Consider the following 25,509-nt stretch of genomic DNA (forward strand, 5'->3'; position numbering starts at 1 on the left):
ACACGGTAGCCTTGCGGGGCTAACAGTCGGATTTGGAAGGCGGAGTTTGGGCGGATGGCAACCGGAGGGTGCAAGCAGGCGCATGCTGCCGTGCTGCTTGGCCTGCTGTTGTCCGCAACCTGGGGAGTAGCCGAGCCACAGGCTGCTTCGCGGGTCTGCCGCCAGTTGGAAGCCGATCTTGCCGCGTCCTCGCGCGGCGGCGGTGGCGGTCCGGCGCTAGTCCGGAAATACGATTCCGCGATTGCCAGGCAGCATGAGCAGATTTCGAAGGCTCGCAGCCAGGCGAGCCAGGCCGGGTGCGGTTTTTCGCTGTTTGGCCGCAACCTCAATCAATGCGCCGGGCTCAACGCCACCATCGACCGCATGAATGCCAATCTCGACGCCTTGCAAAACAAGCGCGAGCGGCTGGCTGGCGGTGGCTCTCGCCGCGATCGCGGACGCATCCTGGCGGCGCTCGACGCCAATGGCTGCCGCGACGACACCGTTGCGCCTCGGCGTGCGCCTTTGCAGGAAGCGAACCGCGACGGCGGCAGCGCAAACCTGTTCGATCAGCTCTTCGGCGGCAACAGCAAGCAGCTCACTATGCTTGATGAACCCAACCAGCCCGACGATCCCAGCGAGGAGCGCAATGTCCGCCGTGTGCTCAACCAGCCCGGCGTACCGGATTTTCCGAGCGTCGGTGGCGAATTCCACACGTCCTGTGTGCGCACCTGCGACGGCTACTTTTTCCCTATGTCGAACTCGGCCTCGGCAGGCGATTTCGAACGCGACCAGAAGAATTGCGAATCGAGCTGCCCCGGCACCGAGATGCAGGTTTTCTATTCGCGCGGCATGGACGACGATTCGGCGTCGATGACGTCATCTGTCACCGGCCGGCCTTACAGCGAATTGCCGACCGCCTATCTCTACAAGCGGCCCGGCGTGTCGCGGCCGCCGGCTTGCGGCTGCAACGCCGCTGCGCAGGGTTTCCAGATCATTGCCGGCAATCCGCCGAATCCGGTGCAATCGCAGCCAGAGACAGACGCGTCATCATTCATTCCAGTCCCGGTTGCAAAACCTGATCCGGGCGCCGATCCCGAAACGCTGGCCAATCTGGAAGGTGGGCTCGACCGCGAGGCGATCAAGCGGCTTTCCGCCAGGCCGGTGACGTCGCCCGTGTCCGCGCTGCCGCCGGAACAGCGCAAGGTCAGGGTCGTCGGGCCAACGTTCCTTCCCGACCCATCAGCGGCAATAGATCTGCAAGCTCCGGCCCCGAAGGCAGTCCGGTAAGGGCTGTCCTGAGCGGCATGAACAACGCCTTGCCCTTGCGGCCGGTCGCTTCCCTGATCTTGCCCGTCCAGTCCTTCCAGATCGTCGCGGTCCAGGGTTCCTCCGGCAGCAGGTCGAACGCCTGTCGAAGAAAGTCGCGGTCGTCATCGGAAAATTGCGGCTTCTCCTGCGGTCCTTCGCGCAGGATGCGCCACCAGTTGACCGCATCGGCCAGCCTGTCGAGATTGCCGCGCACCGCCAGCCAGAACGGTTCGGCCTGCTCGCCGGAGACGCCGAGCACGATGAGACGGTCTTGTGCCTCGGCGAACGGCATGTGGTGCAGCAGCGACCGGTTGAGCACGAACAGCTCGTCCGGATCGAACTTGGCCGCGGATTTCGATGTCGTCGCCGGATGGAAGCGTTCGGCGAGTTCGCCCATCGTCGGCATCGCTGCGACATTCTCCGAAGTGCCTACCAGGACGGCCAATGATGCGACGGCCATCGGCTCGATGCCGTCCTCGCGCAGGCTTTCGATGGAGAGCGCGCCGGTGCGCTTCGACAAGCCCTCGCCCGATGCGGTGGTCAGGAGATTGTGGTGGCCGAACACTGGCGGCGTGGCAGCCAGTGCCTGGAACAGGGCGATCTGCACGCCGGTGTTGGTGACATGGTCGTCGCCGCGGATGACATGGCTGACGCCCATCTCGATGTCGTCGACCACGGAAGGCAGCGTATAGAGATAGGTGCCGTCCTCGCGCACCAGGACCGGGTCGGAAAGCGAGGCCAGATCGACGGTTTCCTCACCGCGCACCAAGTCGTTCCAGTGGATTTCAGTGCGTTCCGGCTGTTGTGGATCGTCTGAGAAATTGGGCAGGAGAAAACGCCAGTGCGGCCGGCGGCCATCGGTCTGGTATTCGGCGATCTGTTCGTGCGTAAGGGTCAACGCCTCGCGGCCATAGACGGGCGGCAGACCGCGCGTGCGGCGCACCTTGCGCCTGAGATCCAGCTCCTCCGGCGTTTCGTAGCAGGCATAGAGAACGCCTGCCGCCTTCAGCCTCTCGACCGCCGCGTCATAGACTTCGAAGCGCCGCGACTGGTACTCGGTGGCGTCGGGAAAAATGCCCAACCAATGCAGGTCGTATAGGATGGCGTCGGAAAACTCCTGCTTCGAGCGCGCAATGTCGGTGTCGTCGAAGCGCTGGATGAAGCGACCCTTGTTGTTCACGGCGAACAGCCAGTTGAACAGAGCCGTGCGCGCATTGCCGATATGGATGCGGCCGGTCGGCGAAGGGGCGAAACGAACGGTAACTGTCATGAGCGGGGCGTACCGGATGCTTTTACGATTGACAAGACGCGCCCCCGCGCTGCCCGGCAGACATAGAACATGGCGGCTGGAATGAAAAGACCGGGCGTTGGACGCCTCAGGAGGCACCCAGTCCGCAGGCGGCCTTTGTAACCGAGCGCTGCCAGCCGCTGGGGCCGACCACCGGTTGAAGGCGATCAGCGGCCGAAATCATCGGAACTGAGGCGGGTCCAGCGGTCGCCCACCAATCCACCGATAAAGATGTCGCCGGAGCGGACCGCTTCCGTGACCTCGGCGATCCGCGAGCGGACCATCGTTCCCCCGGCATAGCGGAAGAAGACATTCTTGTAGCCAAAGAGTTGGGATATGAATCTGGTCTGCGTCTGCCCGGTGATGCCCACGCAGCCCATCTCCCATGCGGCGGCGACAAGCGCATCCAGCGTCGCGCCCCAATGCGATCCGAATGCCTGGATTTGCAACAGGTTCGCCATGTCGCCGGCTTGACCATAGAAGGCGTAACAACCGAGCATTTTGCCCGTTTCGTCGTAGATCCCACCGAAATGAAGGGGGCCGTCGGCCCGCTTCTCGGCCGCCAGCGCAAGCAGCCGTGGCAACTCCCCATCCTTCCAACTCGGCCGAAGAGCGTAACCAGACAGGAGGGTCGGCAGTTCCTCGGCAAATTGCACGGCATTGATCGGCTCACGGTGGATGCGATGCGACGATGAATGCTGGACGGGGGGCTCGAACCTTCTTTTCGCAAGAGCATCGAATGCTCGCGCAAAGGGGTCGAGTACAAGGTGAGGCAGGCCGGGCCATTTACGGTGCAGTGCGGCCGCGGCCATTCCCGCCGGCCGGAAGACATATGTCCATCCCAGACAATGCACCGGCAGGAGTTGATACTTCATCGGGCGCGCGAAGGCCAAGGATGTCCGGTTGGCCGAATCGGTCAGCTGCAGATCGAATTCGCCTTGATGCAATGCCCGCAGCAATTGCGGTCCGGCCGAGCCGTCATCGGTGCCGGGGTCGGCCATGAGCGGCCCGATGATCGCCGCATTCAATGGCGCACCATTGAGCTCGTAGCGGGCTTTCAAAACGCCGAGGAACCCACCCAGGCGACCCTGCCGGTTGATCTGGACAAGAGCGTTGCTTTCACCGGAGTGGCCGGCAGGGTCGAGATAAATCTCTCTCATATACGCGGCCGTTTCGGCGATCGCGCGATCGAGGAGGTGACGGCGCCGCCGGCGAAACTTCGTCAGGAAGAGTGCGGCGACGCGCTCGAGATCTTCGGCAGCAAGCGGACGAACCGAGCCATGCTGAGATTCCAGCATTGACGGCGCAGCCAACTTTTCCTCGGCATTCGCAGAAAGATGCATCGTGAAGAACGTCCGTGGGTTGCCTCCATCGGATATATATCAACCAATGGTAGAAACAACGTATCTCGGTCAATATGATGAACAGAGGTCCCAAGACTTACTATCCGGACAGGACTTCACAGGCAAATCAAGTCGGCCAGCATCACGGCGCTGATCGACGGGTCGACTGCCTCCCTGCGATCGCATCTCCTGCTCCAGCCCGCTGGGCTGACCGTGCCTGACAGAGGCGGCCTCCGGCCGAAGCTGGAGGCCGCCTCAGGTCAGCTGACAAGTCCCTTGGTCAGTTCGAGCGCCTGGCGTTCGAACAGGCGACGGTAGATGCCGCCTTTCAGCCGGATCAGTTCGTCATGCGAGCCTTCCTCGACGATGTTGCCGCGATCGAAGACCAGTAGCCTGTCGAGCGCCCGCACTGTCGAAAGCCGGTGCGCGATGACCAGCGTGGTGCGGCCGACCATCAGCCGCTCCATCGCCTGCTGGATCAGCACCTCCGATTCCGAATCGAGACTCGATGTCGCCTCGTCGAGGATCAGGATGCGCGCATCGGCAAGGAAGGCGCGCGCGATCGCCACGCGCTGACGCTCGCCACCCGACAGTTTCACGCCGCGTTCGCCGACCAGTGTACCGTAGCCCTTTGGCAGGTTGGTGATGAAGTCATGCGCACTCGCCAGCTTCGCGGCATGCTCGATCTCCTCCTGCGACGCACTCGGCCTGGCATAGGAGATGTTTTCGGCCAGCGACCGGTGGAACAGGATCGGTTCCTGCTGAACGATGGCGATCTGCCCGCGCAGCGAGGCTTGCGCCACCTGCGAGATGTCCTGACCGTCGACCAGGATTTTCCCCGCGTTCACGTCATAGAGCCGCTGGATAAGCTTGACGAAGGTCGTCTTGCCCGACCCCGAATGGCCGACCAGCCCGACGCGCTCACCCGGCGCGATATCGACCGAAAAGTCGCGGTAAAGCGCGGATCGGTGATGGCCATAGTGAAAGGTGACGTTGTCGAAGCTGATCCGTCCTTCGGTGATCCGGATCGGCTTGGCACCTGGCCGGTCCTCGATGCCTAGCGGTTCGGACTGGAAATCGACCAGCTCTTCCATATCGTTGATGGAGCGCTGCAGGTTGCGGATATGCGTGCCGATGTCCCTGAGATAGCCCTGCAGCACAAAGAGCGAGGTCAGCACGAACGCAACGTCGCCGGCGCTCGCCTGCCCCCAGGACCACAGCATCAGCGCCAGGCCGATCACCGCAGCGCGCATGACCAGCAGCAGCACTCCTTGCGTGGTGCCGTTGATGGTGCCGCGCACCCAGGTGCGCCGTGTACGCGCACGCCATTTGGCGACGACCTCGGCCAGGCGGCGTTCTTCGCGCTCCTCGGCGCCAAAGCCCTTGACCACGGCGTTGCAGCTGACCGCGTCGGCCAGCGAGCCGCCGAGGCGGGTATCCCAGGTATTGGCGAGCCTTGCCGCCGGCGCGACATAGCCAAGTGACAGCAGCGCCGTCACCGTGATGAACAGCACCGAACCGGCAGCAACGACCGCACCCATCAACGGCCAGAACCAGCCGAGCAGCAACGTCGACCCGACCAGCATGACGATCGACGGCAGCAACGCGATGAGGATGGTGTCGTTGAGCAGGTCGAGCGCCCACATGCCGCGCGTCACCTTGCGGACGGTCGAGCCGGCAAAGCTGTTGGCATGCCAGTCGGTGGAAAAGCGCTGAACGCGATGGAAAGCATCGGCGGCGATGTCGGCCATCATCTTCAAGGTCAGCTCGACGATGCCCATGAACGCCAGGTTGCGCAACACGACGCCGGCCAGCGCCAGCGCCATCAACATCGAGAACGCCGTCAGCGCGGCATTCCAGGCAATCGCGTCGGCGCCGGCGCTGCTGGCGACGGCGTCGACCAGCCGGCCGGAATAGAGCGGCGTCAGCACATCGGCCAGCGTCGACAGCAGGAAGCTGGCCATGATGAGCGAAAGCCGCCACGGCTGGCGCCGCCAATGGGTGAGCGTGAAGCCGAGAACGCTGCGAAAGGCGCTCGCGCGCAAATCGATCTTAAAACGAGCCATGATGTCATTCGGGCACAAACGAGCCCGATCCCAGTAGGTCGAAAATTGAAGAAGCCGCGCAAGGGGCCAATGAGTGCCCGGAAAGCGGAGTGGCATATTTGGCGTCTCGCCCATAATCGGGCGGCGACCGGCATCGGCAAAAGCCTGTGCTCGATTCGGCATCGGCACGAAGGGCAAACCTTCGCGGAGCGCCGGATGAGACCTAGGCTTCGCGGCCTCGCATTACCATGTGAAATACTGCCATTCGGACCTCCCGCAAGACAATTGCGGAGCGGTTCTTATAGAGACGCTCCGATGCACCGCCAAGACGGGCTGACGCCAAAAGCGTATCTGGTCCAACCACTGCGATTATTTTGCAACAATGGCGGGCAAGCCGCGCCTCATTCAGGAACGCGATCCAAGCGCATGTAGCGGCCATCGGTCGATGGCTTGAACCCGAGCTTTTCATACATGCCATGGGCATCGCTGGTCGACAGGCTCCAATGGAAGACGGTCCTGACCTCCGGATGGTCGATCAAGGCCTGGACGAGCCGGCTTCCTATGCCTTGCCCGCGATTCTCCGGCCAGATGATGAGATCGGCGAGATAGGCGAATACGGTGCGGTCGGTGATCGCCCGGCCGAAGCCGACTTGCCTGCCATCGACATAGGCGCCGACGCAAAGCGAATTGGCAAAGGCGCGGCGATGGACTTCGTCAGTGCGTCCGGCGCCCCAATAGCTTGCCATCAACAGGTCCGATGTCGCACGGAAATCGATCCGTGACATGTCGAAGCTGATCTCACAATCGGGCATGGTTGTCTCCGGCCGCGCCGCGTGCGCTTTCGGTACCTAGCTGCGATCCCTGAAACGATTGGTGATGGGGTAGCGGCGGTCGCGGCCAAAATTCTTTTTCGTGATCTTCACGCCCGGCGCCGCCTGCCGTCGCTTGTATTCTGCGATGTAGAGCAGGTGCTCGATGCGCGTCACCGTCGCCCGGTCATGGCCGCGCGCGACGATGTCGTCGACACCCATCTCATTCTCGACCAGGCATTCGAGGATATCGTCCAGCACCGGATAGGGCGGCAGCGAATCCTGGTCGGTCTGGTTCTCGCGCAATTCCGCCGACGGTGCCTTGTCGATGATGTTTTTCGGGATCACCTCGCCCGAGGGGCCCAGCGCACCCGGCGGCACGTGGCTGTTGCGCCAGCGCGACAGCGCGTAGACCTGCATCTTGTAGAGGTCCTTGATCGGATTGAAGCCGCCATTCATGTCGCCATAGAGCGTGGCATAACCGACCGACATCTCGCTCTTGTTGCCGGTGGTGACGACCATCGAGCCGAACTTGTTGGAGATCGCCATCAGGATGGTGCCGCGTGCGCGGCTCTGCAAATTCTCCTCGGTGATACCTTCCTTGGTGCCTTCGAACATCTGCGTCAGTGCGTGCAGGAAGCCCTCGACCGGCTCGAAGATGGGCACGATGTCATAGCGGCAGCCGAGAGCGCGGGCGCAATCCTCGGCATCTTTGAGCGAATCCTTCGAGGTATAGCGGTAGGGCATCATCACCGCGCGCAGCCGTTCCTCGCCGAGCGCATCGACGGCCAGCGCCGCGCAGATCGCCGAATCGATGCCGCCGGACAGACCAAGCACGACGTTCTTGAAGCCGTTCTTGTTGACGTAGTCGCGCAGGCCCAGCATGCAGGCGCGATAGTCAGCCTCCTCCCGGTCCGGGATTTTCGACATCGGCCCTTCCGAGCAGACCCAGTGATCGCCTTGTCTCTTCCAAGTGGTGACGTCGACCGCTTCCTCGAACTGGCTCATCTGGAAGGCAAGTGTCTTGTCGGCGCCAATGGCAAACGAAGCGCCGTCGAAGATCAGCTCGTCCTGGCCGCCGAGCTGGTTGGCATAGATCATCGGCAGCCCACATTCGATGACCTGGCGGATGACGACCTGGTGGCGGACATCGATCTTGGCGCGATAATAGGGTGAGCCGTTCGGCACCAGCAGGATTTCCGCCCCGCTTTCGGCCAGCGTCTCGCAGATATCGACATCGCCCCAGATGTCCTCGCAGATCGGAATTCCGATGCGCACGCCGCGGAAATTGACCGGCCCCTGGATCTCGGGTCCGGCCTGGAAGACGCGCTTCTCGTCGAACTCGCCGTAGTTCGGCAGATCGAGCTTGTAGCGTTCGGCGATGATCTTGCCGCCGTCGGCGAAGATGATCGAATTGTGCGTGCCGCTCTTGCGCTTCAACGGCGTGCCGATGATGACGCCGGGACCGCCATCCGCGGTGTCGGCGGCAAAGTCCTGTGCCGCCTTTTCGCAGGCTTTCAAAAAGGCCGGCTTCAGCACCAGATCCTCCGGCGGGTAGCCGGCGAGGAAAAGCTCGGTATAGAGCACGAGATCGGCGCCCTGACGTGCGGCATCCGCCCTCGCCTCGCGGGCTTTGGCGAGATTGCCTGATATGTCGCCGACAGTCGGATTGAGCTGGGCGACGGCGATGCGCAGGATGTCGAGCTTCTTGGTCATGCCTGCTGACTTAGCGCGGCAAAATTGCTCGGGCAATGGCGTTCGTTTGGACCAATTCGGAGCAAATGACGAATGTCATTCGTGTCCGGACCCATCGATTCGATCGTGTTGACCGATCGACGAATGCCGATCGTGGCAAGCGACCACGTATCAGTCGTCGCCCATATATTCGCGCAGCGCTTGCGGCGAATGGTTCTCGCCGATCGACATCGCCAGGATGCGTGAAATATGGCGGCGCGGCAAATGCGTCTCTGCTGCCCATTGATTGATTTGCCTCTGGATCTTGTCCAGGTCCTTCTTCGAGGTCGGGCTTTCGGCGATGTCGAGGCCGGCGTCGCGCAACGCCGCGGCCATATCGCCCGAGATGACGAACGCATCCCAACCCAGCCAGCGCAGGAAATACTGGCCCGTATTGCCGCCCAACCGGCTGCCATGCTTGCCGAGCCAAGCCATCAGCCCGACCTGGTCGTCCGCCGGCCAGTTTGCAAGGAATTGGCCGAAGCCGCCATATTCCTTCGACACGCGCTCGACGAAGGCGGCGTTGTCGCGCACGGATCTGATCTTCTGCGGGTTGCGCACGATGCGCTGGTCGGCCGTCAGATCGTGCCAGAAATCATCGGGCTGGAACAACAGCCGCTTCGGCTCGAAGCGCAGAAACGCCTCCTCGAAGCCCGGCCATTTCTGCTCGATGACGCGCCAGACGAAACCGGCGGCGAAGACGCGTTCGGCCATAACAGAGAGAATGCGGTCATCGGCGATGTCAGCCACGGCGGCATTGTCAGGCGCCGGACCCAGCAGCGACGTCAGTTCCTCTTCGCCGCCCTTGCGTTTTGCGGCCCGTGCGCGAATTTTCTTGAAATCGGCCATTGGTCCCTCGGCAACTGGAATCAATCTAACACTTCCCGTGTGAGCCGGCAGCCTCTACCTCTTACGGCAAGCCAAAGACCCTGGAGATGGCCATGAACAAGACGATCGACGACCTGGCGAACCGCTGGCTCAAGCGGCGGCCGGACGGCCTCAGCCAGCTCGAAAGCCGGGTGCTGCAATCGACGCTCGAACGCACCACCATCTCGCGCGACACCAACAAGGCCGTCGCCTTCCACCAGACCTTCGGCGACCAGCTCGCCGACACGATCGCCCGCATCGGTGGGTCATGGTCCTTCATCGTGACCTTCATCGCCTTTCTGATCCTGTGGACATCAGCCAATGTCTGGCTGCTTTCGCGTGACGCCTTCGATCCCTACCCGTTCATCTTCCTCAATCTCGTTTTGTCGATGGTCGCCGCCTTGCAGGCGCCGGTGATCATGATGGCGCAGAACCGCCAGACCGAACGCGACCGCATCGACGCCGCCCACGATTACGAGGTCAACCTGAAAGCCGAGATCGAGATCATGGCGCTGCATGAAAAGCTGGATGAACTGCGCCACGGCCAGATTCTCGGTATGCGCGACGAGATCGTGCAACTGACCGAAATGATCAAGCGGATCGACGAAAGGCTGTCTTCGCAGCAGTCGGCTTCATGACCGACGCGATCCATCATTTCATCGAACAATACGGGCTGCTCGCGGTCTTTATCGGTTGCGTCGCGGAGGGCGAAAGTGCCGCCATTCTTGGCGGTTTCTTCGCCCACCAGCAGGTCTTCGTCCTGTGGCACGCGGTTCTTGCGGCCGCGCTCGGCGCCTTCGTCGGCGATACTTTCTTCTTCATCCTCGGACGAAGCTTCGCCGACCATCCCTATGTCGTCAGATTGCGCAAACGGCCCGGCTTCCGCCGCGCCTTTCGGCTGCTCAACACCCATCCCGACATTTTCGTGCTGTCCAACCGCTATATCTACGGCATGCGCCTCGTCGGCGGCATTGCAGCCGGGCTTTCCAACATCGCCGCGCCGCGCTTCGTCATCCTCAACGCGCTTTCATCGGCGGTCTGGGCGGTACTGTTCGGCACGATCGGTTATGTCTTTGGACTGGGAGCCGAGCACGTCATCGGCCAGGCGTTGATGCATCACGAACGGTTGCTGATCGGGCTTGGTATCGGCCTGACCGTGGCCGTTCTGGCATGGCTCGTCGCACGTCACATCGCCAGGAAGGAACGCGCCAGGGAGGGCTGATCGTCAATCCACGCCGAGCGCCCGGTCCCCCCGATCGAGGATAAGCGGGATGATCAGGTCTTCCTCGTCGGCAAGGTGCCTTGTCAGCATGGCGATCAGCCGGCTGTTTTCGTCGGCATAGGCGTCGGCGGCGAAGCGCTGTCTGTCTTCGCTCTCCTGAAGCGTCTTGATGAACGCATTGGCCGCCTCGGCATTACGCTCCAGCCCTTCATGGATGGTGTGATGGTCGGCATCGAGTATCTCGAAGCCGTGCTTCAAACGGGGCTCGGCCTTGGCGAAGACCGGGAAATATTGATAATCCTCGACGTTGTGGTGACCGTCGAGGTTGCCTAGAAAATGATTGAGGCGGGGCGCGAACCAGCGCGCGAAATCAGGCGCCGTCAGCCGTCCCTCACGGTAGTCGCCGATGCCGTTGGCCAGCATGCCGCCAAGTTCGCGGAACATGTCGTGCCGCTGCAGCCACATATTGGCGATGCCGTGGATGTTGGCATGGTCCTGCCAGTTTTCACGCGGATATTTCTCGGCCAGCCAGCGCAGATCATCCGGCAGGCCCACGCGTTCGAGAAGCAGAAAATTGGCGGCCCCGGCCATGACAGTCTCCTTTGGTGACTGGCATATAGGCATCGAAAGGCTAGATCGGTAGCCCGGTGATCCGCTCGATAATGGCAATGCCCCAGACGCCGGCGACGATGAGCACCGAAATCAGCACCGCCAGCGAACCGCAATCCTTGGCCAACTGGATGTCGACATTGAACTCGCGGCTGAAAGCGTCGCATGCCGCCTCGATGCCGGTGTTAAGCACTTCGACCATGATCAGGAGCAACACCGCGCCGATCAGCAAGGCATAACCGCGCCACGAGATCGAAACGAACCAGCCGAGCGGCAAGGCAAGCGCCAGCAGCATCAGCTCCTGCTGGAAAGCCTTCTCGCTGGTGGCCAGCTTGCGAAACGCCCGCACCGAATTGAAATAAGCATCGATCAGCCGCTGCATGCCAAACCCCTTTGCGAATCACCGGCACGGGATAATGCAATGGCTGGCCAGATCAATGGAATAAGGTGACTTGTCCAAGATTCATTCAGCAACCGGTATGGACGGTGTCGACTTTTCAAACTGTGGCAGCCCGTCGTCGATCGAATAATAGTCGCCCTTGTCACCGACGAAGATATGGCATTCGCCCTCAAGACCTGTCGGCTTGTCGAACGATCCCGCCATGACCGAAACGTAGTCCTGGTCTCGTGGCTTCCAGAACAGCACCGATCCGCATGCCTTGCAGAACCCACGCCTGGCGAAGGTAGAGGCTTCGTACCAGGTGATACTTTCCGTGCCCTCGATCACGATGTCGGCGTTGGCAACATTGGTCGCGGCATAGAAATGTCCGCTCTGCTTGCGGCATTGCGAGCAATGGCAATAGACGACGCCACGCAACGCTCCGTTCGTTCTGAAGCGGACGGCTCCACACAGACACGATCCCTGGTGACCACCACTCACGTCGATCCTCCTTGAAAGAAAAGTGCCTGGCATCGCCTTCAGGATTCCAGCTTTGCGGCGCACGCACGCAAGCAAATGCGACATGTACTGGCGTGGAGAATCCGAAAATTCGGTTTCATTTTGAAGCGTGCGATGCGCGAATCGCGAATTCAGGCCGCTGCACCGGCGTTGTTTCCAACTGTTGGACGCGCGAACCAGAGCTTTTACAGCCCGCAGACAGAGAAAACCCGCGGAACCTTCGCCAGTTAAGAGAACTTTAGCGACAGCGCATTTATGGTCACCCTGCAAGTGAAGGCCGTGGGTGGGGACGCATCCCTTCGCAAGTTGTTCCGAAGCGTCGGTCGCATTCCCCAGGGTTCGGCGACAAAAGGGGATCCGCGAATTCCGCGGATCATCCGGGGGAAGAACCAGAATGCAGCCGGCAGCTGTCCCGACCGAACGCACCGACATCGCAGCCACTGTTGTCGCGACAATGCGCCAGTTGGGCGTGCTCGGCCTGCCGCGCAATTACGAGATCTTCTATGAGGCCCTGAGCGGCACCAATCGCGAACTCAGCCTGGCCGTCGTTTCGCTGAGCAGCCGGCCGACACAGGATGAACTGGATCAGATCGGGCGCACTTTCTTTGCCCACAACCATGGTCCTGGCATCGTCGAGCATGCCCGAGACGTCATTGCCAGGGAGCTCGAGGCGGTTGCTTCACTGCTGCGGAGCGAGCGCAGCCATATCGAGAAATACGGCAGGATCCTCGATGAGACATCGAGCGGCCTCAACGGCCGCAGCCTTCTTTCCCAGGATCTTTTGCACAAGATCGCCAACGCCATGGCGGTTGCCACCAATTCGACGATCGATCACGGCCGGCAGGTGGCCTCGACGCTCAGCGACAAGACGGCCGAACTCGAGACCGTCAAATCGAAGCTCGAGGAATACAAACGGTTGGCCGACACCGATCCCTTGACCCACATCTGGAATCGCCGCGCCTTCGACAAGGAAATCACCAGGATCTACAACAGCAACAGGGGTATCCTGTTCAACGCCCTGGTCCTTGCCGACATCGACCGCTTCAAGGACATCAACGACCGCTTCGGCCACCCGGTCGGCGACAAGATCATCCAGAGCATCGCCGATATCTTCCAGACCAGCATTCGCGGCGACATGTTCGTTGCTCGCACCGGCGGCGAGGAGTTCGCGCTGATCGTCGAGGGCGCCAGCAAGGACGCCACCTATGACGTTGCAGAGCGTATTCGTGCCCTGATCGAGCAGACGCCGTTCACCAGCAGCCAGACGGGCACGAATTACGGCACCGTCACCGTCTCGATGGGTATCTGCATGGCGTCCGAAGCCGAAGGACCCGAAGATCTCTACACCAAGGCCGACCGGGCGCTCTATCGCTCGAAGGTCAGCGGCCGCAACCGCGTCACCAGGCACTCGACGATGGCTGGCCGAGCCGGCAAGAGCTGGCTGCTCTACAAGAAGGACTGAGTCTCCCGTTTGCAGATCGTTTTGCGTCCGGCCCCTTTCCATATGAATTTTCGTGGCCTATATTTTCCACAGAAACAGGAAGGCGTCGCAATGCAATCTCAAACCGCTGCCAAGACAGCCGAGAATGCAGTCCTGACCAAGGCAACGGTGCGCGCGGCCGATCTGCTGGACATCACCGCCAGAATGCTGGCCTCGGTGATCGGAGTTTCGGAGGCCACGGTTTCGCGCATGCGCAGGAACGAATTCGTGCTCGAGCGCGGCACCAAGCCATTCGAGCTTGCCGTGTTGTTCGTCAGGCTGTTCCGCTCGCTCGACGCCATTGTCGGCGGCGACGCGGTCGTCGCCCGGGCATGGCTGAAGAACGCCAACACGGCGTTCGACGCTGCTCCGCTTGAAAAGATCCTCACCATCACCGGGCTCGTCGATGTCATTGCCTATCTGGACTCCCGACGCGCTCTCGTCTGAGACCGTCGGCATCGACAGCAAGTACTGGCGCATGGTCGAAGCGCAGCACCATGTCTCGACGCTGAAAATCGTCGACACGCTCGACGAACAGGCGATGCTGGAAGACCTGATCGAGGAAACCAAGCCGCAGATCCCAATTGAATGCCGCCATCTCCACTATCTCCTGGCGACGCCCTTCCGCTACGGCTCGGTCTATCCGCACGGTTCGCGCTTCCGCCGTGCCGGCAGGACCAAGGGCGTCTACTATGCGGCCGAGACCATGATGACCGCGGTGGCCGAAATGGCCTTCTACCGGCTGCTGTTCTTTGCCGAGTCGCCCAAAACACCCTGGCCAAGCGACGCCGCCGAATACACGGCCTTTGCGGCCGCGATCAAATGCGCCAAGGTGATCGATCTCACCCGGCCGCCGCTCGATCGTGACGCAACGGCATGGACGCATCCGACCGACTATGCCGCTTGCCAAGCCATTGCCGATACTGCCCGCGAGGCCGGGCTGGAGGCGATCCGCTACCGCTCGGCGCGCGATCCCAAGGGCGCCAACATTGCGCTGCTGACCTGCCGCGGCTTTGCCAAGGCAAAGCCGCTGGAGCCGCGGACCTGGCGCATCCGGCTTGGGGCGTTCGGCGTGCAGGCGATCTGCGAGTTTCCGGAAAAGCGCATCGAGTTTTCAAGGACGGCGTTTGCTGACCCCAGACTCGCCGGCCTGCGCTGGGAACGCGGGCACTGAACCAACCAAAAGAAAAGCGCCGGATTTCTCCAGCGCTTTTTCCGTCAGCCGTTCAGGCCGAAATCGAGCTTAACCGTTCGCAACCTGCTTGTGCTGCACCGGGTGGCTCTTCTTGAGCAGGTCTGACACCAGGAACGCCAGTTCGATCGCCTGGTCGGCGTTGAGGCGCGGGTCGCAATGGGTGTGGTAGCGGTCCTGCAACTCCTCGGCGGTGATGGCGCGCGCGCCACCGGTGCATTCGGTGACGTTCTTGCCGGTCATCTCGACATGGATGCCGCCCGGATGCGTGCCTTCGGCGCGGTGCACTTCGAAGAAGGTCTGAACCTCCTTCAGGATGCGGTCGAACGGCCGCGTCTTGTAGCCGGCGGCCTCGATCGTGTTGCCGTGCATCGGGTCCGACGACCACACCACGGAGCGGCCTTCCTTCTGCACCGCGCGAACCAGCTTCGGCAGATGGTCGGCGACCTTGTCGGAGCCGAAACGTGCAATCAGCGTCAGCCGGCCGGGTTCATTTTCGGGGTTGAGCAAGTCGATCAGCTCCAGCAAGCCGTCCGGCGTCAGCGACGGACCGCATTTCAGGCCGAGCGGGTTCTTGATGCCGCGGCAATATTCGACATGCGCATGGTCGGGCTGGCGGGTGCGGTCGCCGATCCAGATCATATGGCCCGAGGTAGCGTACCAGTCGCCGGAGGTCGAATCGACACGCGTTAGCGCCTCCTCGTAGCCGAGCAGCAGCGCCTCATGGCTGGTATAGAAATCGGTCTCGCGCAGCGCGTAGTTGGTTTCCGAAGTGATGCCGACGGCCTTCATGAAGTCCATCGTCTCGGTGATGCGGTTGGCGAGCGACTCGTATTTCTCGCCCTGCGGGCTGTCGGACACGAAGCCGAGCATCCAGCGGTGCACATTCTCCAGGCTGGCATAGCCGCCTTGCGCGAAGGCGCGCAGAAGGTTGAGCGTCGCCGCCGACTGGCGGTACGCCATCTCCTGGCGAGCGGGATCCGGAATGCGCGACTTCGGGTCGAATTCGATGCCGTTGATGATGTCGCCGCGATAGCTGGGCAGCGTCACCTCGCCCTTGGTCTCATTGTCGGACGAGCGCGGCTTGGCGAACTGGCCGGCAACGCGGCCGACCTTGACCACCGGCTGCGCGCCGGCGAAGGTCAGCACCACCGACATCTGCAGGAAGACGCGGAAAAAGTCGCGGATGTTGTCCGCGCCATGCTCGGCGAAGCTCTCGGCGCAATCGCCACCCTGAAGGAGGAATGCGTCACCAGCAGCGACCGAAGCGAGCTGCTTCTTGAGCTTGCGCGCCTCACCGGCAAAAACCAGCGGCGGAAAGGTTGCGAGCTGGGCTTCCGTGTTCTTCAGCGCGGCGAGGTCCGGATAAGCAGGAACCTGCTTGATCGGCTTTGCTCTCCACGAATTCGGCGACCATTTCGTCATCGCTGCACCCAACGCTCTTTCCAGCGGCCTATACTCCGCCATTCCCGCCCCAATTGGGGATCGCGGCTCCATACACGAAGCCGATTTCCTATTCTAGACCGGAATTTCAGCGCTGGCGAATGGTCCGAGGCTAGCTACGCCGCCTTCTCCACCAGCCGTGCCAACTGCGTCATGACGACCGCCGAGCCCGCCAGCCTCTTCTCGGCTGTCGGCCAGTCGCGCACGAAGACGACACTGTGGTCCGGCCGGATCTTGGCCAACGATCCCTGTTCGCCAATGAACTTGACCAGCCCGACCGGGTTGGAGAATTCGCGCTTGCGGAAATGGATGACGACGCCCTTCGGCCCGGCGTCGAGTTTTTCGACATTGGCCTTGCGGCAGAGCGCCTTGATGAAGACGATCTTCAACAGATGCTTCACCTCCTCCGGCAGCGGGCCGAAGCGGTCGATCAGCTCGGCGCCGAAAGCGTCGATTTCCTCGGTGTTTTCGAGATCGCCGAGACGGCGATAAAGCGCCAGCCGGAGCTGCAGGTCCGGAACATAGCTTTCCGGGATCATCACCGCCGTGCCGACGGCAATCTGCGGCGACCAGCCGCCATCCTGCACCTCGCCCGAATCCTTCACCTCGGCGACGGCTTCTTCCAGCATCTGCTGGTAGAGTTCGAAGCCGACCTCTTTGATGTGTCCGGACTGCTCCTCGCCGAGAAGATTGCCGGCGCCTCTGATATCGAGGTCGTGGCTGGCCAGTTGGAAGCCGGCGCCCAGAGTGTCGAGCGATTGCAGCACCTTGAGCCTCCGCTCGGCGGTGTCGGTCAGCTTGCGGTTGGCCGGCAGCGTGAACAGCGCGTAGGCCCGCACCTTCGAACGGCCGACGCGGCCGCGCAATTGGTAGAGCTGCGACAGGCCGAACATGTCGGCGCGATGGATAATCAGCGTGTTGGCAGTCGGGATGTCGAGGCCGGATTCGACGATGGTGGTCGACAACAGCACGTCGTACTGGCCGTCATAAAAGGCATTCATGATGTCGTCGAGTTCGCCCGGCGGCATCTGGCCATGAGCCACCGCCACCTTCAACTCCGGCACGGATTCCTTCAGGAAATCATGTATTTCCGAGAGATCGCTGATGCGCGGCACCACATAGAAGGAATGGCCACCGCGATAGCGTTCGCGCAGCAGCGTCTCGCGGATCACCAGCGGATCGAAGGGCGATATGAAGGTGCGCACCGCCATGCGATCGACCGGCGGCGTGGCGATCAGCGACAGCTCGCGCACCCCGGTCAACGCCAGTTGCAGCGTTCGCGGGATCGGCGTCGCCGACAGCGTCAGCACGTGCACGTCGGTCTTCAGGTCCTTCAGCCGTTCCTTGTGCTTGACGCCAAAATGCTGCTCTTCGTCGATGATCAGCAGACCAAGGTTCTTGAACGAGATCGCGGAACCGAGCAGCGCGTGCGTGCCGATGACGATGTCGACCTGGCCTTCGGCGATGCCTTTCTTGGTCTCGGCCAGTTCCTTGGCGCCGACCAGCCGCGACGCCTGGGCGACGCGGATCGGCAGGCCGGAAAACCGCTGCGAAAACGTCTTGAAATGCTGGCGTGACAGCAATGTCGTCGGCACCACCACCGCCACCTGAAAACCTTCCATTGCCGCGATGAAGGCGGCACGCAGCGCCACTTCGGTCTTGCCGAAACCGACATCGCCGCAAATCAGCCGGTCCATCGGCTTGCCGGCAGCAAGATCGTCGCGCACCGAATCGATGGCCGTCTGTTGGTCGTCGGTCTCTTCATAGGGAAAGCGGGCGGCGAACTCGCCATAGAGGCCTTCTGCCGGCACCAGTGGCGGCGCCGAGCGCATCTGCCGCTCGGCGGCGATGCGGATCAATTGACCGGCCATGTCGAGCAGGCGCTTCCTCAGCCGCGCTTTGCGCGACTGCCAGGCGCCGCCGCCAAGCTTGTCCAGCGTCGCCTCGGCCGTGTCAGAACCGTAGCGCGACAGGAGTTCGATGTTTTCCACCGGCAGGAACAGCCGGTCGTCGCCGGCATAGTGGATTTCCAGGCAGTCATGCGGTGCGCCGACCGCTTCGATGGTGCGCAGGCCAATGAAACGGCCAATGCCGTGGTCGGCATGGACGACAATGTCGCCGGCCGACAGCGCCGAGGCCTCGGCAATGAAATCCGAGGGACGCTTCTTGCGTTTCGAGCGCCGGATCAGCCGGTCGCCCAAAATGTCCTGTTCGGCGACGACGACCAGTTTTTCGGTCTCGAAGCCGGATTCGAGCGGCAGCACGGCCAGGGCCGCCTGCCCCGGCTCGAGCTTTTCGGCTTCCGCCAGCGTCACGACCTGCTTGAGGTTGCCGAGATGGTGTTCGGCGAGGATCTGTCCAAGCCGGTCGAGCGAGCCTTCGGTCCAGCCGGCGATGACGACGCGGCGGCGCGCCGCGCGCTCATTGGCGATGTGTTTGACGACGACATCGAACACGTTGGCGTTCGGATCGGCGCGCTCCTCGACGAAGCTGCGGCCGTGGCGCGAACCGGCGTGATAGACCTTCTTGGCGCCAATGTCGGGCGCGTCGAATGGCGTAAAGTCGATCGCTTCGCGCGGCCCGAGCGAGGTGATCAGGTTTTCCGGGGAGAGATAGAGCAGGTCCGGCGCGACTGGCTTATAGGGCACCGCATCCTTCAGCGCGCCGTCGGCCTGCTTCCTGCGCGCCTCGTAGTGATCGAGGATCAGCGTGTGGCGCTCGGCCAGCGCCTCATGCGCCAGATGGTCGAAGATGACGGGCGTGTCAGGCAGATAGTCGAACACCGTCTCCAGCCGTTCGTAAAAGAACGGCAGCCAGTGCTCCATGCCAGCGAAGCGACGCCCTTCGCTGACCGCCGCATAGAGCCCGTCGTCGCGCTGCGGTGCGCCGAAGCCTTCGATATAGGAGCGGCGGAAGCGGCTGATGGTTTCCGGCGTCAGCGCCACTTCGCTCATCGCTTGCAGCGCCATCGACTTGCGTTGACCGGTGGTGCGCTGCGTGGCGGCGTCGAACACACGGATCGATTCCAGCGTGTCGCCGAAGAAATCGAGCCTGAGCGCCTCGGTCCAGCCGGGGGCGAACAGGTCGAGAATGCCGCCGCGCACCGCGAACTCGCCGATGCCGCGCACTGTCGGCACACGCTCGAAACCGGACGTTTCCAGCCGCGAGACCAGTGCGTTCATGTCGATCTGGTTGCCGGGCCTGGCATGAAAAGTCTGCGCCTCGACCAACTCGGACGGCGGAATGCGCTGCAGCAGCGCATTGGCGGTGGTGAGGATGACGGCGCGGTGCGGCTTCTTCGCCAGAGCGATCATGGCGGTCAGCGCATCGAGGCGCTTGGCGGCCGCATCGGAGCCGGGCGAGACGCGGTCGTAGGGCAAGCAATCCCAGGCCGGCAGTTCCAGCACCGGCAGGCCGGGGGCCGCGAAGGACAATGCCTCGATGATCGCCGGCAGGCGCTGACCGTCGCGCGCGACGAACAGAACCGGCTTGTCGGGCGCGATCTCGAGCGCCGCCTGCACCAGCGCAAAGGCTTCGTAGCCGTCGGCGACGCCATCGACGATGAACTGACCGGCGCGGCCTTTCGGCAGACCGATGGTGGGAATGAGGCTCATGAAATCACGGTCTTGTTTCATCGCAATTCCGAACGGAAAACCGCTTCGTTACTTTTCCTGGAATTGCTTGTGTTCAGAATGTCAGAGAGCGGCGGAAAGCCAGGATCTTTCGCAGGACGGCACAATCGATATCGGCCGGAACCGGGCGTTCGCCGGTGACCATGGGCAGGAATTCGGTATCGGGAATGTCGAGGAGCCTCTCATATTGGTCGATTTCCTCGTTGGTCAAGACGCCGATCTCAGCGTCGGCGAAAGTGCCGAGGATCAGGTCCATCTCGCGCATGCCGCGATGCCAGGAGCGAAACAAAAGCTTGCGGCGGCGCACGTCCAGCCCCTCGCTTGATCTCGTCGTTCCGGTCATCGTACCGCATCCTTGCTTGCTGCGGCGCATATAGCGTGGATAGAAGGGGCTGTCAGCCTTGCGCTGCCGCCGTCGCAACATAAGCTGACATCATGCGCCCGACCATCCTCGATCCCTTGTTTGTCCCGATCACGTCGCTTGCGGGCGTCGGACCGAAAGTCGGCGCGCTGATCGAGAAGGTTGTTCCGGCCGATCTCGGCGACCGCGCGGCGCGTGCCGGCGATCTTCTGTTCGTGCTGCCGCACACCGTCATCGACCGGCGCAGTCGGCCTGGTATCGCGGGATCCGCGGAAGGCCAGATCGTCACGCTCGATGTGCGCATCGATCGCCACCAGCCGCCACCGCGTGGCAACAGGTCGGTGCCCTACCGGGTCTTCGCCCATGACGATACCGGAGAGATCGCGCTGACCTTCTTCCATGCTCACGCCTCCTATCTCGAAAAGGCGATGCCCGAGGGCGAGCATGTCGTGGTCTCGGGCCGCATGGAATGGTTCAACGGCCGCCCGAGCATGGTCCACCCCGACCATATTGCGCTGGCCAGCGAGGCGGAAAACCTGCCGCTGGTCGAACCGGTCTATCCCCTGACAGCCGGGCTCTCGGGCAAGGTGCTGCGCCGGGCGATCGGCCAGGCGCTGACGCGCGTGCCTGAATTTCCCGAATGGCAGGACGGCGCCTTCATGCGGCGGCACACCTTTGCGGCCTTTGGCGATGCGCTTGCCCGCATCCACAATCCGGCTGACCCGATTGACGTCTCCATCGATGGTGCCGCCTGGCGGCGGCTCGCCTATGACGAGTTGCTGGCGGGCCAGGTCTCGCTGGCGCTGGTGCGAGCGAAAGTCCGCAGGCTGTCCGGGCGACCCCTGGTCGGAGACGGCCGCATCGTCGAAAAACTGCGGGCCGCACTGCCCTATTCGCTGACATCAAGCCAGGAGTTTGCGCTGGCCGAAATCAATGCCGACCTCGCCGACCCAGAGCGCATGCTGCGGCTTCTGCAGGGCGATGTCGGTTCCGGCAAGACCGTCGTCGCGCTGCTGGCCATGGCCCGTGCCGTCGAGGCCGGCGGCCAGGCAGCCTTGATGGCACCGACCGAAATCCTGGCGCGCCAGCATCTTGCGACCATCACGCCGCTTGCCGCCAAGGTAGGGCTTCGCATCGCCATCCTCACCGGTCGCGAGAAGGGCCGCGAACGCGCGGATACGCTGGCCGGCCTGGCAACCGGCGAGATCGACATCGTCGTCGGCACCCACGCGCTGTTCCAGGAGACCGTCACCTTCAAAGACCTCGTCTTCGCCGTCATCGACGAGCAGCATCGTTTCGGCGTCCATCAGCGGCTTGCCATCACCGCCAAGGGCGACGCGCCAGACATGCTGGTGATGACGGCCACTCCTATCCCGCGCACCCTGGTGCTGACCGCTTTCGGTGACATGGACGTGTCGAAACTGACGGAAAAACCGGCCGGCCGCCAGCCGATCCGTACCGTTACGCTGCCGCTCGAGCGGCTCGACGAACTGGTCGCCCGCATGGTGGACGCCGTCGCCGGCGGCCAGAAGATCTACTGGATCTGTCCGCTGGTCGAGGAATCCGAAGAGATCAAACTGATGTCGGCCGAAGACCGCTTCGCCTCGCTGAAACCATTGTTCGGCGATCGCATCGGTCTCGTTCACGGCCGTATGAAGGGTGCAGAGAAGGACGAGGCGATGCGCGCCTTCAAGCAGGGCGAGACACGCATCCTGATCGCCACCACCGTCATCGAGGTCGGCGTCGACGTGCCGGACGCCACCGTCATGGTCATCGAGCATGCAGAGCGCTTCGGCCTTGCCCAGTTGCACCAGCTTCGCGGCCGGGTCGGACGCGGTGACAAGCCTTCCTCATGCGTGCTGCTCTACAAGGACCCGCTCGGCGAGACCGCAAAACGCCGGCTGTCGGTGATGCGCGAGACCGAGGATGGGTTCCTGATCGCCGAGGAGGACCTGAAGCTGCGCGGCGAAGGCGAATTGCTTGGCACCCGCCAGTCGGGCACGCCGGGCTTCCAGGTGGCTCGCATCGAGGCGCATGCCGACCTTCTGGAGGCCGCCCGCGACGATGCCAGGCTGATCCTGTCACGCGATCCGGAGCTGCAATCGCAGCGTGGTGAGGCGTTGCGCCTGCTGCTTTACTTGTTCGGTCGCGACGAAGCCGTGCGGCTTCTGCGCGCCGGCTGAGCCAGGGCGGCAACCGAAGGGTTGGCGAGCATCCCTTCGATCGGCTCGCCATTCACGACAACCATTTGCTTTACTTCGGGCGCCACCAGACCGGCGGAGACGATCAGCTTGGCGCCATCCTCGATCGTCATGTCGAGCAGCACGATGTCCGACTTCGGCACATACATCAGGAAGCCCGTGGTCGGGTTTGGCGTGCACGGCATGAATACGGCAATCAGCGGATCGCCTTCCTGGTCGAGCTTCTGGTTGATCTCGGTTTCCTTTTCACTGGCGACGAACACCAGCGACCACACGCCCTTGCGCGGATATTCGACCAGCCCGACCTGGCGGAACATGTCACCCTTGTTCGACAGCACGGTCTCGAAAATCTGTTTCAGCGAGCCGTAGATGCCGCGCACCAGCGGCATGCGGCCAAGCAGGCGCTCGCCGAAATTGACGATGGCGCGGCCGACGATGTTTGCCGTCAGGAAACCGATCAGCGTGATCAGGATAAGCGCCACGATCAGTCCGAACCCCGGCACCGGAAACGACAGGTAGGTGTCAGGGCTGTAGCGGGCCGGAATATAAGGCTTCACCCAGGAATCGACCCAGCCGATGAACGACCAGGCAATGTAGGCGGTGATCGCCAAGGGCGCGCAGACGATGAAGCCCGTGAGGAAATAGTTCCTCAGCCGGGTCATGCCGGAGGTCTTGGGAGCATCGGACATGGTTCACCGGATCGCGGGTTGCAGCGCAACATTAGTGAACCGGACGAAGCTTTGGAACTGCGAAGTTTTTAAAGAGCCGATTATGCCGCTACTTCCAACGGCTCAATCTTCTCGAGCTCCGGCGCCAGCTTTCTGGCTTCGGTTTCAAGCTCATAGGCCTGTTGAAAATTCATCCAGAATTCGGGCGTGGTGTTGAAAAATCTGGCGAGGCGAAGAGCGGTATCGGGAGTCAGGCCGATCTCTTCCTTGGCAATGCGTTCGATACAGGTGCGCGGAAGGTTGAGCTTTTTCGCCAGCGCGCCTGCACTCATGCCGAGCGGGACGAGATATTCTTCACGCAGGAATTCTCCAGGATGAACTGGACGTGCGAACTTCGATGCCATTCGGCCCAACGTCCGGTCTGGAAGGCAAAACCTATTCCACCGTCACCGATTTCGCCAGATTGCGTGGCTGGTCGACGTCGGTGCCCATAAACACGGCGGTGAAATAGGCCAGCATCTGGATCGGCAGCGCGTAGATGATCGGCGAGATGATTTCCGGCACGTCCGGCAGCACGATTGTTTCCATCGTCTTCACGCTCACCTGCGCCGCGCCCTTGCTGTCGGTGATCAGGATGATCTTGCCGCCGCGCGCCGCCACCTCCTGCATGTTGGAAACGGTTTTCTCGAAGATCCGGTCATGCGGCGCGATGACGATGACCGGCATGTTCTCGTCGATCAGCGCGATCGGCCCATGCTTCAGTTCGCCGGCTGCATAGCCTTCGGCGTGGATGTAGGAGATTTCCTTGAGTTTCAACGCGCCTTCCATGGCCAGCGGGAAATTGGTGTCGCGGCCGAGATAGAGCACGTCCTTGTAGCGCGAGAGTTCGCGCGCGATCCGCTCGATCTGCTCTTCAAGCTTGAGCACCTGGTTGGCGTAGCGCGGCGCTTCCGAAAGCGCGCGCACCAGGGTTTTCTCCTGTTCCTTCGAAATCATACCGCGCGCCACGCCGGCGCGCACCGCAAGCGCGGCCAGCACGGAAAGCTGGCAGGTGAAGGCCTTGGTCGAGGCGACGCCGATCTCGGGTCCGGCAAGCGTCGGCAGCACGACGTCGGATTCGCGCGCCATGGTCGATTCGCGCACATTGACGATCGCGCCGATCTTCATGCCGGCTTTGCGGCAATAACGCAGCGAGGCCAGCGTGTCGGCGGTCTCGCCCGATTGCGAGATGAAAAACGCCGCATCGTTCTTCGACAGCGGCATTTCGCGGTAACGGAATTCGGAGGCGACATCGATGTCGACGGGCAGGCGCGCGTAGCGTTCGAACCAGTACTTGCCGATCAGGCCGGCCAGATACGCCGTGCCGCAGGCCGAGATCGCCAGCCGACCAATTTTGGCGAAGTCGAACGGCAGGTCGAGCGGCTTCGACACTCCGGAGACGAAATCCACGTAATGCGCCAAGGTGTGCGAGATCACCTCGGGCTGCTCATGGATTTCCTTTTCCATGAAATGGCGTCGGTTGCCCTTGTCGACCATGAAGCTGGTCGACAGCGACTGCTGGCGTTTGCGCTCTACCTTTGTGCCGCCGATATCGAAGATCTCAACACTATTGCGGCGCACCACCGCCCAGTCGCCATCTTCCAGATAGGTGATCGAATTGGTGAACGGGGCGAGCGCGATGGCGTCGGAGCCCAGGAACATCTCGCCATCGCCATGGCCGACGGCCAAAGGCGGACCGTTGCGGGCGCCGACGATCAAATCCTCGTCGCCTTTGAACATGATCGCCAGCGCAAAGGCGCCTTCCAGCCGCTTCAGCGCCTGGTGCGCGGCTTCGACCGGCTTCAGCCCCTTGGCGAGTTCGCGGGCCACCAGATGCGCCACGACCTCGGTGTCGGTCTGCGACGAAAAAGAATAGCCGTCGCGGACCAGTTCGTCGCGCAGTTCGGCGAAATTCTCGATGATGCCGTTGTGGACGATGGCGACGCCGTCGGAAAAATGCGGATGCGCATTGGTCTCGTTGGGCACGCCATGCGTCGCCCAGCGCGTGTGGCCGATGCCGATCGTGCCATCGAGCGGCTCGTCCTTGAGCCGGCGCTCCAGGTTGATCAGCTTGCCTTCGGCGCGGCGGCGGGCGAGTTCGCCACGCTCGATGGTCGCGACGCCGGCCGAATCATAGCCACGGTACTCCAACCGCTTCAGCGCATCGACGATGAGCGGCGCAACCTGCGAGTGGCCGACGATTCCAACGATACCGCACATGCAGAAAGCCCCCGATTCCCCGGAAAACCAGCGCTATTTAGGGATGGCCGGCCTGCCGTGGAAAGTCACATTGCATTTCGTCCCGTATAACGGAACGCTCATTCTGTCGATGCACCATGACAGGCCGCTCTTGCAATCCGGTTACTGCAATCGTTCGGTTGCGGGCTG

At 62.4% G+C, this 25,509-nt stretch carries 22 protein-coding genes; 7 read left to right on the forward strand and 15 right to left on the reverse strand.

Annotated features, from left to right (window positions below; all coding sequences use genetic code 11):
- Positions 1-54 precede the first annotated feature (54 nt).
- On the forward strand, positions 55-1,269 hold the full coding sequence (locus LB519_RS07630) for a DUF2865 domain-containing protein (protein ID WP_224619314.1): 1,215 nt from the start codon (positions 55-57) through the stop codon (positions 1,267-1,269).
- Here the strand turns inward: LB519_RS07630 and gltX are convergent.
- The 6 genes from gltX to LB519_RS07660 form a co-directional block, all read right to left on the reverse strand.
- A complete protein-coding gene (gene gltX, locus LB519_RS07635; protein ID WP_224619316.1) occupies positions 1,187-2,560 on the reverse strand; it encodes a glutamate--tRNA ligase in 1,374 nt (457 codons plus the stop codon). The genes LB519_RS07630 and gltX overlap by 83 nt on opposite strands.
- 185 nt (positions 2,561-2,745) lie before the next feature.
- Positions 2,746-3,921, reverse strand: a complete 1,176-nt coding sequence (locus tag LB519_RS07640) for a hypothetical protein (RefSeq protein WP_224619326.1) — start codon at positions 3,919-3,921, stop codon at positions 2,746-2,748.
- Between the two features lie 260 nt (positions 3,922-4,181).
- Positions 4,182-5,987 (reverse strand): ABC transporter ATP-binding protein, encoded by a 1,806-nt coding sequence (locus LB519_RS07645; protein ID WP_224619335.1) that lies wholly within the window; start codon positions 5,985-5,987, stop codon positions 4,182-4,184.
- A gap of 380 nt (positions 5,988-6,367) precedes the next feature.
- Entirely contained in the window at positions 6,368-6,778 is a 411-nt protein-coding gene (locus LB519_RS07650; protein WP_027161485.1) for a GNAT family N-acetyltransferase, read from the reverse strand.
- Positions 6,779-6,814: 36 nt separating this feature from the next.
- Entirely contained in the window at positions 6,815-8,491 is a 1,677-nt protein-coding gene (locus LB519_RS07655; RefSeq protein ID WP_013531895.1) for an NAD+ synthase, read from the reverse strand.
- A gap of 150 nt (positions 8,492-8,641) precedes the next feature.
- Positions 8,642-9,358, reverse strand: coding sequence for a DNA-3-methyladenine glycosylase I (locus LB519_RS07660; protein ID WP_023810565.1), 717 nt, complete (start codon positions 9,356-9,358; stop codon positions 8,642-8,644).
- A 92-nt stretch (positions 9,359-9,450) separates the two neighbouring features.
- On the opposite strand from LB519_RS07660, the gene LB519_RS07665 reads away from it, so the two are divergent.
- On the forward strand, positions 9,451-10,014 hold the full coding sequence (locus tag LB519_RS07665) for a DUF1003 domain-containing protein (protein ID WP_224619338.1): 564 nt from the start codon (positions 9,451-9,453) through the stop codon (positions 10,012-10,014).
- A complete protein-coding gene (locus tag LB519_RS07670) occupies positions 10,011-10,598 on the forward strand; it encodes a DedA family protein (protein WP_023810563.1) in 588 nt (195 codons plus the stop codon). The genes LB519_RS07665 and LB519_RS07670 overlap by 4 nt, the downstream gene beginning before the upstream one ends.
- A gap of 3 nt (positions 10,599-10,601) precedes the next feature.
- On the opposite strand, the gene LB519_RS07675 is transcribed toward LB519_RS07670, so the two are convergent.
- The 3 genes from LB519_RS07675 to LB519_RS07685 form a co-directional block, all read right to left on the reverse strand.
- The gene (locus tag LB519_RS07675) at positions 10,602-11,189 is read right to left on the reverse strand and encodes a hemerythrin domain-containing protein (RefSeq protein WP_127327280.1); all 588 of its coding nucleotides are present in this window, start codon (positions 11,187-11,189) and stop codon (positions 10,602-10,604) included.
- A gap of 40 nt (positions 11,190-11,229) precedes the next feature.
- Entirely contained in the window at positions 11,230-11,589 is a 360-nt protein-coding gene (locus tag LB519_RS07680) for a diacylglycerol kinase (protein ID WP_023810560.1), read from the reverse strand.
- A gap of 81 nt (positions 11,590-11,670) precedes the next feature.
- Positions 11,671-12,087: a GFA family protein gene (locus LB519_RS07685; protein ID WP_224619340.1), complete on the reverse strand. Its 417-nt coding sequence runs from the start codon at positions 12,085-12,087 to the stop codon at positions 11,671-11,673.
- A 412-nt stretch (positions 12,088-12,499) separates the two neighbouring features.
- Between LB519_RS07685 and LB519_RS07690 the strand changes: the two genes are divergently transcribed.
- The 3 genes from LB519_RS07690 (at position 12,500) to LB519_RS07700 (ending at position 14,759) form a co-directional block, all read left to right on the forward strand.
- Complete coding sequence (locus tag LB519_RS07690) at positions 12,500-13,567, forward strand: GGDEF domain-containing protein (RefSeq protein WP_224619342.1); 1,068 nt, start codon at positions 12,500-12,502, stop codon at positions 13,565-13,567.
- A gap of 90 nt (positions 13,568-13,657) precedes the next feature.
- Positions 13,658-14,032 (forward strand): MbcA/ParS/Xre antitoxin family protein, encoded by a 375-nt coding sequence (locus LB519_RS07695; protein WP_013531903.1) that lies wholly within the window; start codon positions 13,658-13,660, stop codon positions 14,030-14,032.
- Positions 13,992-14,759 (forward strand): RES family NAD+ phosphorylase, encoded by a 768-nt coding sequence (locus tag LB519_RS07700; protein WP_013531904.1) that lies wholly within the window; start codon positions 13,992-13,994, stop codon positions 14,757-14,759. Before LB519_RS07695 ends, LB519_RS07700 begins: the two co-directional genes overlap by 41 nt.
- Before the next feature lie 69 nt (positions 14,760-14,828).
- On the opposite strand, the gene LB519_RS07705 is transcribed toward LB519_RS07700, so the two are convergent.
- From LB519_RS07705 to LB519_RS07715, 3 genes are all read right to left on the reverse strand, one after another.
- Complete coding sequence (locus LB519_RS07705) at positions 14,829-16,202, reverse strand: class II 3-deoxy-7-phosphoheptulonate synthase (RefSeq protein ID WP_013531905.1); 1,374 nt, start codon at positions 16,200-16,202, stop codon at positions 14,829-14,831.
- Between the two features lie 134 nt (positions 16,203-16,336).
- Positions 16,337-19,834: a transcription-repair coupling factor gene (gene mfd / locus LB519_RS07710; protein WP_224619656.1), complete on the reverse strand. Its 3,498-nt coding sequence runs from the start codon at positions 19,832-19,834 to the stop codon at positions 16,337-16,339.
- A gap of 73 nt (positions 19,835-19,907) precedes the next feature.
- Positions 19,908-20,195 carry a succinate dehydrogenase assembly factor 2 gene (locus LB519_RS07715; protein WP_013531907.1) on the reverse strand — a complete coding sequence of 96 codons (288 nt, stop codon included), beginning with the start codon at positions 20,193-20,195 and terminating at the stop codon, positions 19,908-19,910.
- 92 nt (positions 20,196-20,287) lie between these two features.
- Here LB519_RS07715 and recG point away from each other — a divergent pair, with 92 nt between their 5' ends.
- Positions 20,288-22,396, forward strand: coding sequence for an ATP-dependent DNA helicase RecG (gene recG / locus LB519_RS07720; RefSeq protein WP_224619345.1), 2,109 nt, complete (start codon positions 20,288-20,290; stop codon positions 22,394-22,396).
- Here the strand turns inward: recG and LB519_RS07725 are convergent.
- From LB519_RS07725 to glmS, 3 genes are all read right to left on the reverse strand, one after another.
- Positions 22,348-23,103, reverse strand: a complete 756-nt coding sequence (locus LB519_RS07725) for a DUF502 domain-containing protein (protein ID WP_013531909.1) — start codon at positions 23,101-23,103, stop codon at positions 22,348-22,350. The genes recG and LB519_RS07725 overlap by 49 nt on opposite strands.
- A gap of 80 nt (positions 23,104-23,183) precedes the next feature.
- Positions 23,184-23,486 carry a HigA family addiction module antitoxin gene (locus tag LB519_RS07730; protein ID WP_224619346.1) on the reverse strand — a complete coding sequence of 101 codons (303 nt, stop codon included), beginning with the start codon at positions 23,484-23,486 and terminating at the stop codon, positions 23,184-23,186.
- 31 nt (positions 23,487-23,517) lie between these two features.
- Positions 23,518-25,341 (reverse strand): glutamine--fructose-6-phosphate transaminase (isomerizing), encoded by a 1,824-nt coding sequence (gene glmS / locus LB519_RS07735; RefSeq protein WP_224619348.1) that lies wholly within the window; start codon positions 25,339-25,341, stop codon positions 23,518-23,520.
- Between the last annotated feature and the right edge of the window lie 168 nt (positions 25,342-25,509).

Origin of the sequence: Mesorhizobium sp. AD1-1 (assembly GCF_020164655.1) — a bacterium.
Taxonomy (GTDB): domain Bacteria; phylum Pseudomonadota; class Alphaproteobacteria; order Rhizobiales; family Rhizobiaceae; genus Mesorhizobium; species Mesorhizobium ciceri.